The following is a 15,066-nucleotide window of genomic DNA, read 5'->3' as shown; positions in this document are numbered from 1 at the left end:
CATTGATATAGGTTATGAAAAATAATGAAATCTTTTAAACCTTTTTCTTACTATTCGAAAACAACAAAAATTCTGTTTCAGTATTTTCAGGAGTAATTTTTCCTGTTTTTGTAAGCCCTATTTTAGCTAAGAGATTTTGAGATTTTTTATTTTCTTCTGTTGTTATAGCAAATATTATATCTAGTTTTAATTGAGATTTACCATATTCCATAGTAGCTATTGATGCTTCATAAGTATACCCCTTGCCTTCATATTCTGGTAAAATTGCAAAACCAATATCAGCACTATCCAAATAATCACGTTTTATAAATCCACAGATCCCAATTGGTTTTTCACTATCTTTCAGATACATTATATATAAACCGTAGCCATTTTTATTATACGAATTAATCAAACTATCCTCTACATATTTAATAGAATCATTTGTTGTTCTAATTTCTCTATCACCAATAAATTCAATCCAATTAGGACTGTTTAAAAGGGTTAAAAAAAATGCAGCATCCCCAGGCGAAGCTTTTTTAAGCAGAAGTCTTTTAGTTACTAATATTATCATTTCCACTTAGTTTATATACTACTTTTCTAATATCATTTAGACTTTGAATACGTTAAGAAAGAAAATTAAGATTTTTTATATTAAAACATCCTGTTTCTATCACATTAACACGCTCATAACTAACATTCTTAATTCTTAGAGTGAAATTGGCTAAAAAGTCTTCTTAAAGACTTGCAATTTAGCTTTTGTAGCTAATAATAAGAAACTCATTAACTCTAGCAATTAAAACTCAATAAAACTATGTATTTCCTTTAGTTGTAATTGTTTTTGCTCCAGATTATACAAAAAGGAAAGATGCTCTTTACCGCCTGGATTAAAGGGTTTATGAGCCATGCCTTTCTGCACTTCTTCAACCTTTCTCATTGTATCTAAAGCGGCTTCTTCAATCCAGGTACTTTTAAAGTATTGCCATATATAATCAATAGCCAAACTACTGGGATGTGTCATATCAGTATCATAAAATCTGTAATCTCTTAATTCATCCATCACTAACTCATATGACGGAAAATAATCACACTGTTTAGCAGTTGCAATAACTTCATGAACTGAAGCTATTAAATGGGCTTTACTTCTATTATTCTCTACTAAACCATCTTTAAGATGTCTTACAGGAGATACGGTAAACACAATCTTAACTTTCTTATTAATACTCTGGATAAAATGTATACTGTTTTGTAAACATTGATTAACTTCTTCAATAGACAGTAACTCTTTTTTAAACTCTTTTTGAGGGACTTTATGACAGTTGGCAACGATCATATCCAGTGATTCTAATCGATATACCCATGCGGTCCCTAAAGTTATGAATATATGTGTCGCCGTTTGAATTTTCTCACGGGTTTTTTCCAAAGCTTCGTTCAGTGAATGAAGTACTCGTGATTTATCAGTTCCACTTAATCTGGAGTGCGCATCAAAACAATGCCACTGTTCATTATGATTAAAAATATCTGTCTCTGTATACTTCTCTTGTTGTGTTGCCATCCACAGAAAAGTTTCAATTGCCTTAGGATGAAAAAGAATTCCGAAAGGATTGACCTGTGTTTTAAATTTAAAATACTCAAATTTATCACCTATATTCTCTGCAAAACAAGATCCCAATAACAGGACTTCGGATTCATAATTAATTTTAGGTTCCTGAGATTGTATAGGTATGTTAGTTTGTAAATTCATAGAGATCAATCACTTATCTTTCTACAGGAGAATGATAAGTTTTTTTACGATTATTATTGTTTTACATATTGTTTTGCCTGTTCTAAAGCTTCTGCTATTCCAGCTGGATTTTTGCCTCCCGCAGTAGCAAAAAAGGGTTGTCCTCCTCCACCGCCTTGGATATACTTGCCTAGTTCACGGACTACCTGACCCGCATTTAGTCCTTTTTCTTCAACCAGGTTTTTAGAGATATAACAAGACAATAATGCTTTATTATCATTTTCTGCACCAAAAAGTATAAAAGCACTCTCCATCTGCCCTCCTAACTCAAATGATAAATTTTTAATTCCAGAAGCGTCCAAATCTACTTTCTTTGCCAGAAAATGAATTCCATTGATTTCTTCAAAATCGGATACCAATTCTCCTTTTAAGTTTTTAGCCTTGTCTCTTAGTAATTTTTCTATTTGTTTTTTAAGACCCGTATTTTCCTCCTGTAATGCGGAAATCGCTTTTACTGGATCCTTTGCATTTTTCAACACGGCTTTTACTGCTCCAAATGCTTCCGACTGCGATGTGAAATATTCTTTTGCAGCATCCGAAGTTATCGCTTCGATACGTCTAATTCCTGCAGCAACAGCACTTTCTGAAGTAATTTTAAAATGCCATATATCAGCAGTGTTCTCTACATGGATTCCTCCACATAGTTCCATAGATTCTCCAAATCTGATTGCTCTTACTTCATCTCCATATTTCTCTCCAAATAATGCAATAGCTCCTTCTTCAATTGCTTGATTATAAGATATACCTCGTCGCTCCTCTAAGGGTAAACTTTCTCTGATTCTTGCGTTTACAAAATCCTCTACCTCTTGCAATTCATCTGAAGAAACTTTAGAAAAATGAGAGAAATCAAATCGTAAATATCCGCTATGTACCATGGAGCCTTTTTGCTCCACATGAGTTCCCAAAACAGTTCGCAATGCCTGATGCAATAAATGCGTTGCCGTATGATTAGAAGCTGATCGGGAACGCTGTTTAGTATCTACCACCCCTTTAAAACTGCTAGTGACATTTTTAGGCAGACTTTTAGTAAAATGAATGATTAAATTATTCTCTTTTTTGGTATCAATAATATACACGACATCTCCATTAGTAGATTCTAAATATCCTTTATCACCAACTTGCCCTCCTCCTTCTGCATAAAAGGGAGTTTGATCAAATACCAATTGATACATTTCTCCTTCTTTTTTACTATTTACTTTGCGATATCGAGAGATTTTTACATCTGCCGTAGTGGTATCGTATCCTATAAACACTTCTTCTGACTCAGGAATTAATATCTCCCAATCTCCGGCAGAAACCTTAGAAGCTTCCCTACCTCTATCTTTTTGCTTTTGCAATTCTGCTGTAAAAACTTCTTCTTCGTATTCATACCCTTGTTCACTAAGAATCAAAGCTGTTAAATCCTCTGGAAAACCAAACGTATCATATAATTCAAATACTTTTTCTCCAGAAACAATCTTTGCCTTGGTGTTCTTAATCACTGTATCTAACAACACTAAACCTTTATCCAATGTTCTTAAGAAGGACTGTTCTTCTTCTTTGATTACATTAAAAATCAAATTCTTCTGAGACTTTAATTCTGGAAAAGTATCGCTCATTTGGTTACTTAATGTCTCAACCAACTTATATATAAAAGGTTCTTTGGTATCCAAAAATGTAAATCCATACCGAATTGCTCTTCGCAATATTCTACGGATTACATACCCTGCACCTGTATTACTTGGCAATTGACCATCAGCTATAGAAAATGCCACGGCTCTTACATGGTCTGCAATGACCCTTATTGCTACGCTTACTTTTCCATTATCCTCATTAGGCTTACTATGCTTGTCGTATTGAGAGTTAGTAATGGTTTCTATTTCTCTGATTAGTGGTGTAAAAACATCCGTATCATAATTAGATTTCACTCCTTGCAGTGCCATACACAATCGCTCAAACCCCATTCCGGTATCTACATGTTGTGCTGGTAATTTTTCTAATGATTTATCTGCTTTCCGATTGAACTGCATAAATACCAGGTTCCAAACCTCTACGACCAATGGATCATCCTGATTTACTAAATCCCTTCCAGAAATTTTTGCTTTTTCTTCTTCGGATCTTAAATCAATATGAATTTCTGAACAAGGTCCACACGGTCCCTGATCTCCCATTTCCCAGAAATTATCATCTTTATTACCCATAATGATGCGATCCTCTGGCACAATAGCCTTCCATAGATCATACGCCTCCTGGTCCATCCCAAGACCATCTTCTTCAGCTCCTTCAAAAACTGAGACATATAATATATCTTTATCGATTCCGTACACATCCGTTAATAACTCCCATGCCCATTGTATCGCCTCTTTCTTAAAATAATCTCCAAAACTCCAGTTGCCCAGCATTTCGAACATCGTATGATGATACGTATCCATTCCTACTTCCTCCAGGTCATTGTGTTTACCACTTACTCTCAGGCACTTTTGAGTATCTGTAATTCTACTATTCTTAGGAGTTCCATTTCCTAAAAAATATTCTTTGAACTGATTCATCCCGGCATTCGTAAACATCAGTGTCGGGTCATCTTTAATAACCATAGGGGCTGACTGAACAATACTGTGCTTTTTAGATTCAAAAAATGCTAAAAATTGTTTTCTTATTTCCTGGGATTTCATTCGTTTTTAAATTATTTGTTTTTAAAAAACATCCTTTTTCCTGTCTTTTTATAAGTAAAACATAAGATATCTTATGGATATGCTTGTGTTTTCTACAGACTTAACGACATTTTATTATATTTGTTCTATCACGTGGATATGAACTACCTTTTTTAGGCAAATATCCTGCAAAAATAGCATATTTTAGATTATGTCAAAGGTTAAATATTATTACGATAGCGATACACTATCTTATAGAAGAATTGAGAAAAAGAAAGGGCGCAAATTTGGGTTTGCTATTTTAGGTGTTCTTGGAGCTTTTTTTGCAGGTCTTATTCTTCTGATTATATACCTTAACATTCCTCAATTAGAGACACCGCGTGAAAAAGCTTACAAACGGGAGCTGGAAAATATGCAACTTCAATACAAGTTATTGAATGACCAATTGAAGAAAGATCATATTGTACTTGAAGAAATTGCCCAACGAGACGATAATATTTACAGATTATATTTTGGTGCTCCACCCATTCCTAGTGAGGTCAGAGATGCAGGGTTTGGAGGTGTAAACAGATACAAGGGATATGAAGGGTATGATAATTCTGAAATTATTATTGAAAGCAAGAAACAAATAGACAAGCTAACCAAACAAATTGCGATACAGTCTATATCACTGGACGAAATAAAAGATCTGGCAGAGCAAAAGGAAGAATTGTTATCTACAATACCCGCTATACAACCCATACAGAACTCTGATCTAAAAAGAATGGCTTCTGGATATGGATGGAGAAGTGATCCATTTACGAAAGCTCGAAAATTTCATTATGGCATGGATTTCTCAGCAGAATCCGGAACTCCTATATATGCATCTGGTAATGGAACTGTTACCCGTGCTGATGCTAATTCTACAGGGTATGGCAATCATATACGAATTGATCACGGTTTTAATTATGTGAGTCTATATGCACATTTAAGTAAGTATAATGTAAAAAAAGGAGATAAGGTAAAACGTGGAGATGTGATTGGCTATGTAGGAAGCACAGGTCGATCGGTCGCTCCACATCTACATTATGAGATTTTTAAAGATGGAGATCGAATCAATCCACGAAACTTTTATTATGGAAGTTTAACTTCTGAAGAATTCAATGAAATGCTAAAAGCTTCCTCACTAATTAATGAAACTCTAGATTAAAAACTATGCACAAAATACTTCTTACCATTCTATTATTTTGTTTTAGTTTTACCATACACGCACAAAAATATTCGGCTAAAGAAATTGATTCAATGGTTATTATTGCCAATACCACAAAGTTGGCATTAGAAAAATTAGCGATTCCTGAATCTATAAAGCTTATGGCAGTGGGCGATATTATGATGGCAACCAATTTCCCAAATGCCAGTTATATGCCTGCAGAAGGCACTAATCCTTTTGAAAAAGTAGAAGGTGTATTAAAAGAAGCTGACATCTTATTTGGAAATGTAGAAGGCACACTCACAGACGAAGGCAAAAATGCGAAACATTGCTCTGACCCATCAAAATGCTATTCTTTCAGATCCCCAGAATCATATGGTCAATATCTGGAGTCAACGGGATTTGATGTGATGAGTATTGCTAATAATCACATAGGTGATTTTGGTAGTATTGGAATCAAAAATACTGCTAAAACTCTAGAAAAACATAATATTGCCTATGCAGGAATTTTTGCTCAAGAATCTACAATTTTTGAGAAAAACGGAATTACCTACGGATTTTGCGCGTTTGCTCCTAACAAAGATTGTGTGAAAATTCATAACTTAACAAATGCAAAAAGGATTGTTGAAGAGTTAAAAGAAAAAGTTGATATCATCATTGTTTCTTTTCACGGGGGTGCTGAAGGTTCTGACCACACCCATGTAACAAGAAAAACAGAACGTTTTTATGGTGAAGATCGCGGTAACGTATATTTATTTGCACATACATTGATTGATGCTGGCGCCGATATTATTTTAGGTCATGGACCTCACGTATCCAGAGCATTTGAAGTATATAATAATAAGTTTATCGCCTATAGCTTAGGGAATTTTTGTACCTATTCACGATTTAATCTGAGTGGAATTAAAGGATACGCCCCTATTGCAGAAATTGATATTGACCTTGAAGGTAATTTTATAAAAGGAAAATTACATTCTGCTAAACAGATAGACGAAATATATCCATTTATGGATGATCAAAAAAGAGCACTAAAAGAGATTCAGAAACTCACACAGGAAGATTTTCCTGAAAGCAATCTGGTCTTTAAAGAAGACGGAACTTTTATCCAAAATAAAGAGAACTAAACATGTATATTGATTTACCTAAAAAAATGTACTATGGTATCGGTGAAGTAGCAGACGCGTTTAGTGTTAACACTTCTCTCATTCGTTTTTGGGAAAAAGAATTTGACATTCTGAAACCTAAAAAAAATGCTAAAGGCAATAGAAAATTTACTCCCGAAGATATCAAAAACCTGGAACTCATTTATCATTTGGTCAAAGAGCGTGGTTTCACACTAGACGGTGCTAAAGTACATCTCAAAGAACAAAAACAAGAGACATTAGACAATTTTGATATTATAAGAAAATTAGAATCCATCAGAGGGCAGTTGCTGAAGATTAAAGAGCAATTATAATCAGTAAAATCACCCAAAAAATTTATTTTAGGTGATTTCAACCACTTCTTTTTAAGAAGGTATATACTTATAATACAACTTAGTTTTACAATCAAAAAAAGGAGGTAAACCAGATTATATCAACAATTATCTCCAATACAAATCGCACTCTGTTTAGAAGTACAAGTTGCTGGAGAAGAACACTCCTTGCCATCATAATCAATCCCTAAGGTTTCATCAAAGCCAAAACCAAAACCTATTGCTGCTATAATCCTTCTGAATTCATTTGGATATGCTTTACGTACAGCTTCATATGAGTACGTTTTTAAACCTCTCTCATTAAATTTCATACTTCCGACTACTTTTTTATATAGTTCTACATCAGAAAACACCTTCTTTAATAAAGGCTCTGAGGCTACAAATCGCTTAAAATCAGCTTCACTTCTTACAATATTTGCCTTTGGGTCATCCATTAATAAGGATAACTCTTTTGTAGTTGTTGCAATAGGATAGTTATAATCCCACCCAGCATCTTGTATAGAAAAACCAGCGTCCTTTACTATGGTTTCTTCGGACTGATTTGAATCATCCCGATCGCACGATGAGAAAATCAAAATTCCTACTAATGGTAATACATACAATAATTTTTTCATGATAATTAAATTTTAAGAATGACATCTTATTTCTTTTTATACAGACAATAAGAAATGATCTGTCTCTAGAAACTTTTATCTTTTTTGTGAAGTACAACAAAATAGTTTGCCGGCTTTATTTTTAAGTAAATCATGTCTTAAAGAATTTGTGAGGTTTCTAAATATGAACACAAATCTATTTATAAAACAACAAGATAACTGCAGTCTTTCGCCCTGTTTCTAAAAGGATTTTATCCTGTTTGATAGGGGATAAATTCCTTTTTAAAACAGGAAATAAACCTTTTTAAACATTCTGTAAGGTTTACTTATTAGAATGCTTAAAAAATCAAGTAAAAATAACGTAACATTTATAGTACTAATGGTATCAATATATACAGACATAAACTTTGAGTGTCTATAAATGTTCAAAGAATATCATCTTAAAAAACTTAACAAATGAAAAGTTTAGCAGAATTAAATGGTTTAAAATCACTTAACAAAAAGCAACAACACAGTATTAGCGGAGGTAGCTTGCGTAATCCAGCAGGTAATGACCCTCAAGACCTTCCAAGACACACAGATGATGATTACAAAACTAAAGAATAAATGAAGTGTTTCTCAAGCACATCTTACGTTAAGATGTGCTTGAAATTTATTTATATAATTAAATATTGGATACTATTTACTAATAGATTACCTCGACCGAAGAGTGTGAGGTATCAAAACAAGACCACTTCTTTACAAAAATCAGCAAATAAGGCTTCTATATCCTAACTCTATGCGCTACACGAGAGGCAGAACCTAGAAAAATTCTACAGATTAAATCTCTTTAGAAAAAACAATAGTGAGCATCAGCTATTACCTAAACACATCTTTTTATTTCTTTCTAAAATAAACAGATACAGGAACTCCGTGAAAATCGAACTCCTTGCGCAATTGATTTTCCAGAAAACGCTTATAAGGCTCTCTGACATACTGAGGTAAATTGCAGAAAAACGCAAATTGAGGTTGAGGTGTAGGTAGTTGCATGCAATACTTTATTTTTACATATTTACCTTTATATGCTGGTGGCGGTCTGTTTTCTATAATAGGCAGCATCGTATCATTCATGACACTGGTCTTAATCTTTTTAGAACGATTTTTATATACCTCCACTGCCGTTTCAATAGCTTTAAAAATCCGTTGTTTTGTCAGTACTGAAATAAATACAATAGGAACATCGGTAAAAGGCTCTATCTCTTTACGGATATGCCTCTCAAACTCCTTCATCGTATTACTCTCTTTATTTTCGACCAGATCCCATTTATTAACAAGGATAACAATCCCTTTTCTATTGCGCTCTGCTAACCAAAAAATATTCTGTACCTGTGCATCAAATCCTCGTGTAGCATCTACAACGACTAAACATACATCACTATGTTCAATAGCACGTACCGAGCGCATCACTGAATAAAATTCCAGATCTTCTTTTACTTTAGCTTTTCGTCTTATACCTGCCGTGTCCACTAAATTAAATTCAAATCCATACCTATTATATCTGGTATCAATAGAGTCTCTCGTAGTTCCCGCTATATCAGTTACAATATACCGATCCTCTCCAATCAAAGCATTGATAAATGATGATTTACCAGCATTAGGTCTTCCTACTACAGCAAAACGAGGTAATTCTGACTCTTCCTCTTCTTCAACTTCTGGTAACGCAGCTACTAAAGCATCTAATAACTCTCCTGTTCCGCTCCCATTGATACTGGCAATTGTATAGTATTCTCCTAATCCAAGCGAATAAAACTCTACTGCATCAGCATCTCGTTTTGCATTATCAACTTTATTAATAGCCAGAAATACCGGTTTATCTACCTTACGAAGGAGATTTGCTACATCTTCATCCATCCCGGTTACTCCAGATTCTACATCAACCATAAAAATAATAGCATCAGCCTCATCAATAGCCAGTTCTACCTGCTTATCAATTTCTGCTTCAAAAACATCATCACTTCCTACTACATATCCTCCCGTATCAATAAGAGAAAATTCTTTACCATTCCAATCACTTTTACCATAATGACGATCACGGGTAACCCCACTTACTGCATCTACTATTGCTTCTCTCCGCTGAATTAATCGATTAAAAAAAGTAGACTTTCCTACATTAGGTCTCCCTACAATGGCCACTATATTACTCATCGTTTCTTACTTCTAAAATTTCTGCAAAATTAGTCTTTTTATTCTAGGAAAACTATTGAAGTTTGAATATGAGAGCAATAATGCTAATTATTAAATTTTTTTAAACTCAACCATAGTCAAAAACATAATAAAAAAAATAGTACAAAAAGAAAAAGCTCAACAGGTATAAAACCTATTGAACTTTTTTCATAATTGATAGTCAGTGAAATTATTAGTGTAAATATAGCTACAATTAATAGCAGGTCGGTTACTGTTAAACATCAAAATTTCTATGGATGTTTTATGACCCACAAGAAATAATCTCATCCTTATGACAAGAAAAGCCTTCCGTACTGTGGAAGGCTTTTCTCATTATGAAATATAAATTTATATTATTTTATGATGATCTTCTTCGTCTTCACTTCATCAGCCGTTTGAACTCTAATTAAATAAATACCTTGAGCTAACCCTCCTATTTTCTTCAGATCATACGCTACCATAGTATCACCTTCTATCACTTTGTTACTGACCGCTGGACCAACACTTTTACCTGATAAGTTATGTATTGATACAGTTACGTTCTGATCCTTATTTGCATAAAAATCTAATGTTACCTCATCTGTTGGTGTTAAAAGTGTAGGATATACCGTCAACGAAAATGCTGAAGAATCTTCATCTTCTGAACAACCTTCATCTACATATACTACAACATCATCCGTTGCACTACAATCACCAATGGTAGCTGTAACCGTATAAGTTGTGGTTACACCTGGAGACACCGTAATACTTTGGGTAGTTTCTCCTGTTGACCATAGATATGAATCAGCTATGGACGCTGTCAAAACGATATCCTCCAGTATACTCATTCTTTCTGTTCTGGATTCTTCTTCTGGACAAATAATACGATCCCTTCCAGCATCTACTTCTATATAATTAACAGTGACCAACACTTCATCAGACGCTACACAATCCCCATTCATAATACTTACACTATAGGTCGTTGTTTCATAAGGGGATACTTCAATGCTTGCTGTGGTTTCTCCTGTAGACCACATAAAAGCTCCGTCACCAATAGCTGTTAAAGTTACAATATCACCTTCACAAATTGTTTGGTCGACTCCAGCATCCACTGATGTAGTACAACCTTCTACAAAAACGGTAACATCATCTGTAGCTTGACACCCATTATCAGAAACCTGTACTGAATATGTTGTCGTTTCTGTTGGAGAGACTTCAATACTTGCGGTAGTTTCTCCCGTTGACCACTCGAATGATGTTCCACCAGTTGCTGTAAGTACTACCACTTCACCAGCAGTTATGGTTTGATCATCACCAGCATCTGCAGATGCTGTATTTACAGATACCGTTACAGAATCTTCATCTACGCAACCTACACAGTTAGTAGCGGTAACTGTATAAACGGTCTCTTGTGTTGGTGATACGGTAATACTCTGAGTAGTTTCTCCTGTTGACCATAAATACTCAATGCTTTTAGCATCCTGATCAATACAATCACCAAAGTTGATATTAATATCTCCATAAGCAAAATAATTATCAGTTACGTTCAACCATCCAGAAGCACCATTTTTACCTACTGCGGTTTCAAACACATTAGCACCATTTCCTACTTGAAATGCTTCTCCTCTCCTGGTAATTTCCATCACTTCGGATCCATCAGTTTTAGTAATTGTTCCACTCATCTCAGGGTAATATGTCCATCCTGTAGTATCTTCATCATTACAGTTGTGAGTCTTAGGACTATCTGTAGGTGGAGTTGTCGTTTTTCCTGAATACGTAACATCTACTTCATACGTTTCATTTGTCACGGTATAATCTAAAACAGTACCTGTAAGTTTTGCTGTTCCGTTCTCAAATTCTTCCCAAACCAAATCCACATTAGAATACCATCTTTTATCAGTCCTGTCCTGATTTGTCAACCAAATAACAAAGTCATGATTTCCAGAACAATAATCTGTCCCTTCTACCTGGTATTCTGTACAATCTACACATCCTTCTTCATTATCTACCTGTGCTGTAAGTGTTACTTCTTCTCCTAAACAAATAGCCTGATCATCACCAGCATCTACATTTGCAGCATCATTAAGTATGACTTCTACCGTATCTGTTGCTTCACAAGATTCACAATCAGTAACTGTCACAGTATACATCCCTTCTTCAGTTACTGTAATTGAAGGAGTCGTTTCTCCTGTAGACCAAAGATAAGATACCTCTGTAGTAGAAGTTGTAGAAACACACGCTCCAGGGTTAAAGTTAAAATCACCAACAATAGTATCGCTCCCAGTTGCGTCAAACCAACCACAAGCACCATATTTTCCTGTCTCTTTTTCAGAAACATTAGCTCCGTTACCTATTTGAAAAGCAGGACCTCTTCTGGAAACATTTACTGACCACGAACCATCAGTAGCTGTTACACTACCAGATAAACCTGTATAATATACCCAATCATTTGTAGCTTCATCATTACAAGAATGTTCTTTAGGACTATCTACTGGAGCGTTTATAGTTTTTCCTGTAAACAATGCATTTACTTCATACGTATCCTGTGGATTAGCAGCATCATATACCGTTCCGATTAAAGTAGCAGAACCATTGGTAAGTTCAGTCCACTCCAGATCTATATTGGAGAAAAACCTTCCTCCTTCAAACCACATCACGTATTGCTTATTCTGAGTACAGAAATCTGTGTTTTCTACTCCATACACTCCCAGACAATCAACACATTCTGAAGCTCCGGAAACTGTTGCAGTTAGTGTCGCTTCTCCTTCTCCACAAAATTCTACATCATCTCCAGCATCTACAGCCAGCTCACATTTTCCTTCTTCTATATCTATACAAGAATCAAAAACATGTTGATGTAGCTCCCCTTCATTATGAAAGTAATTGGCGGCTATCACCTGACCATTAATATTACCAGAAGAATCTTTTATTACATCTGCAGCTGGCGCTAAAACAGCTCCTATAATTGTTCCTCCACCCGTAAGTGTAATACTTGAAGAATTAAAAAAGTTCCAGATAATAAAAGACCCTTGTTGATCTCCAATACCTGCTATATTGAATATATCCCATTCTAAATCTCCGGAAGCATCAACATTAATAACTAATGGAGTTTCTTTACTGGGTGTATTGGTAAAGGTTACATATGGTAAACTCTTAAGTTCTGCACCTGTTACATTTAATACATTGATTTCATTTTGTATGAGAGTGACTTTATAATCATCAGATAATACTACATTGGGTGCAAGAGAACTATATGCTAAAGAAAGCGCATTGAATCCAGCAAAAGCAGCCTCAAAATCTATTAAATCACCTTGAGCGACCGAATCAGCATCTTGTTGCGTATGCACCTGAATTCTTGGCATATCGCCGTAACCACCAGCAGTTGCTCTTGTATTTACTGAGGCGTTATTAAGATCTTTATCGAAAATAGAGGAGCCATTGAGATTTCCGATTTTGGCATATCCTTGGTTCAATTGTATTCCTTGTCCTGACACATACTGAACCTTACCATTAACTACTAATGAAGAAGCTTTATCGTCTCCATTAAAAAAATTGATTCCTGGTGTTTGTGCTGCAACAGTAATAATACCATTCATTGTTAAGTCTCCACCTAAGGCAATAGGCCCTTCTGTGTCTCCGCCGCCAAGATAAGCTGCATAACGTACAAATGCATTGTATCCCAGTGCATCTGCAAGCGGGTTTTCGCATGTTGGATCTATTGTTGCTGAATCATTACTCTCTTCATCAACAGTATTGAACCCTGATGTAATTAAAAATAGAAGTATCAGGGCACATCCAAAAGCAATGGATAAGACATTCTGCCTATCTGGTTTTTGGGTTAAAATCATAGTTTTAGTAGTAGTTTTAAACATAGTTTGTTTGGGTTTAGAGCTGAATCTAAGATTCAATTTTTAATATTGATTAATCAATTATTCTGAATTTTAATTTAATAAACGATCACTTCAAAGTAGTACTGAATGCTAATCAAACTTTTACATTTAACTTCTATTCTGGTACATTTATATTTTAACTTAAGCCTTTATTAAAAAATGGTTGTGGAGAGAAAGTAAAACTTTACATCATATGTAATTGGTTTATAAAGATTTGGATTACAAATTTAATTTATTGATATGAAAGTAGCTATACCAAAATTAACAAAAACGTTAAAGAGCCTATTTTTGACTTTGAAATACACCTTTTACGAATTAACAAACCAAAAAAGTAGTATAATGATTACTATTTATTGTATCCAAATCGTTTTAGTTGGCGCTCATTGCTCCTCCAGTTTTTATTAACTTTTACATATAATTCTATATGAATTTGTTTCCCAAAAAACTTTTCAAGTGTTTTGCGAGCTTCCATTCCTACTCTTTTAAGTGCGGATCCTTTATGACCAATAATAATTCCTTTTTGAGAATCCCGTTCTACCATAATAACAGATCGAATTCTGATAATATTCTCATCTTCAGTAAACTCCTCCGTTTCTACTTCTACTGCGTATGGAATTTCTTTTTTATAGTGTACTAATATTTTTTCACGGATTGCTTCATTTACAAAAAACCGTTCTGGTTTATCGGTTAATTGGTCTTTAGGATAAAAAGCAGGTGATATTGGCAACAACTCAACAATTCTATCAAATACAACCCGGACATTAAATCCTTCTAATGCAGAAATGGGATATATTTCTGCATTAGGTACTTTTTCTGCCCAAAACTGAACTTGCTCTTCAAGTTGTTCTTGATTAGATTGATCAATTTTATTTAATAACAAAAACACAGGAATTTTCGCATTTGTAATTTTAGCAAAGAAAGCATCGTCTTTTAGTTCTTTCTCTCCAATTTCTACCATATATATTAATATATCTGCATCTTCAAAAGCTGACTGCACAAACCCCATCATAGATTCCTGCAATTCGTATGCTGGTTTTATAATCCCAGGAGTATCAGATAAGATCACTTGAAAATCATCACCATTAACAATCCCTAATATTCTATGCCTCGTCGTTTGTGCCTTTGAAGTAATGATAGATAATTTTTCTCCTACAAAAGCATTCATCAATGTTGATTTTCCTACATTAGGATTTCCAATTATGTTAACAAAACCAGCTCTATGTGTCATCGTTTTTAATTTTAGCCCCAAAGGTAGCCAATATTCTACATCCTATCTATTTTGATGTAAATTGTTCTTTTTCATACTACGTATTTGACAAACTCGTTTATAAATAAACTATTATCCTA

At 34.5% G+C, this 15,066-nt stretch carries 11 protein-coding genes; 4 read left to right on the top strand and 7 right to left on the bottom strand.

The features are described from left to right. Positions 1-34 precede the first annotated feature (34 nt). The 3 genes from ABD816_RS12560 to alaS all read right to left on the bottom strand — a co-directional run bounded on the left by ABD816_RS12560 (position 35) and on the right by alaS (position 4,413). Entirely contained in the window at positions 35-553 is a 519-nt protein-coding gene (locus tag ABD816_RS12560; RefSeq protein WP_344927830.1) for a GNAT family N-acetyltransferase, read from the bottom strand. Positions 554-775: 222 nt separating this feature from the next. After that, positions 776-1,723 carry a GSCFA domain-containing protein gene (locus ABD816_RS12555; RefSeq protein WP_344927829.1) on the bottom strand — a complete coding sequence of 316 codons (948 nt, stop codon included), beginning with the start codon at positions 1,721-1,723 and terminating at the stop codon, positions 776-778. A gap of 53 nt (positions 1,724-1,776) precedes the next feature. Next, positions 1,777-4,413: an alanine--tRNA ligase gene (alaS, locus tag ABD816_RS12550; RefSeq protein ID WP_344927827.1), complete on the bottom strand. Its 2,637-nt coding sequence runs from the start codon at positions 4,411-4,413 to the stop codon at positions 1,777-1,779. Between the two features lie 190 nt (positions 4,414-4,603). Here alaS and ABD816_RS12545 point away from each other — a divergent pair, with 190 nt between their 5' ends. Genes ABD816_RS12545 through ABD816_RS12535 form a run of 3 tightly spaced genes read left to right on the top strand, consistent with a single transcriptional unit; the run spans position 4,604 to position 7,037 of the window. Further along, the gene (locus ABD816_RS12545) at positions 4,604-5,581 is read left to right on the top strand and encodes a peptidoglycan DD-metalloendopeptidase family protein (protein ID WP_344927825.1); all 978 of its coding nucleotides are present in this window, start codon (positions 4,604-4,606) and stop codon (positions 5,579-5,581) included. Positions 5,582-5,586: 5 nt separating this feature from the next. After that, entirely contained in the window at positions 5,587-6,705 is a 1,119-nt protein-coding gene (locus tag ABD816_RS12540; protein WP_344927823.1) for a CapA family protein, read from the top strand. Between the two features lie 2 nt (positions 6,706-6,707). Beyond that, positions 6,708-7,037, top strand: coding sequence for a MerR family transcriptional regulator (locus ABD816_RS12535; protein ID WP_344927822.1), 330 nt, complete (start codon positions 6,708-6,710; stop codon positions 7,035-7,037). A gap of 119 nt (positions 7,038-7,156) precedes the next feature. Here ABD816_RS12535 and ABD816_RS12530 read toward each other — a convergent pair whose 3' ends face one another. Continuing rightward, entirely contained in the window at positions 7,157-7,669 is a 513-nt protein-coding gene (locus tag ABD816_RS12530; RefSeq protein ID WP_344927821.1) for a hypothetical protein, read from the bottom strand. Positions 7,670-8,104: 435 nt separating this feature from the next. On the opposite strand from ABD816_RS12530, the gene ABD816_RS12525 reads away from it, so the two are divergent. Further along, complete coding sequence (locus ABD816_RS12525; protein WP_344927820.1) at positions 8,105-8,254, top strand: hypothetical protein; 150 nt, start codon at positions 8,105-8,107, stop codon at positions 8,252-8,254. A 270-nt stretch (positions 8,255-8,524) separates the two neighbouring features. Here the strand turns inward: ABD816_RS12525 and der are convergent, their stop codons facing one another. The 3 genes from der to era form a co-directional block, all read right to left on the bottom strand. Beyond that, positions 8,525-9,832: a ribosome biogenesis GTPase Der gene (gene der, locus ABD816_RS12520; protein WP_344927819.1), complete on the bottom strand. Its 1,308-nt coding sequence runs from the start codon at positions 9,830-9,832 to the stop codon at positions 8,525-8,527. 371 nt (positions 9,833-10,203) lie between these two features. After that, the gene (locus ABD816_RS12515) at positions 10,204-13,701 is read right to left on the bottom strand and encodes a collagen-binding domain-containing protein (protein WP_344927818.1); all 3,498 of its coding nucleotides are present in this window, start codon (positions 13,699-13,701) and stop codon (positions 10,204-10,206) included. Positions 13,702-14,065: 364 nt separating this feature from the next. Further along, positions 14,066-14,947, bottom strand: coding sequence for a GTPase Era (era, locus tag ABD816_RS12510; protein WP_344927817.1), 882 nt, complete (start codon positions 14,945-14,947; stop codon positions 14,066-14,068). Positions 14,948-15,066 lie beyond the last annotated feature (119 nt).

The organism is Aquimarina addita (assembly GCF_039539305.1).
Classification (GTDB): domain Bacteria; phylum Bacteroidota; class Bacteroidia; order Flavobacteriales; family Flavobacteriaceae; genus Aquimarina; species Aquimarina addita.
The sequence above is the reverse complement of the archived record's forward strand: the minus strand, read 5'-3'. Positions and strand labels throughout refer to the sequence as shown.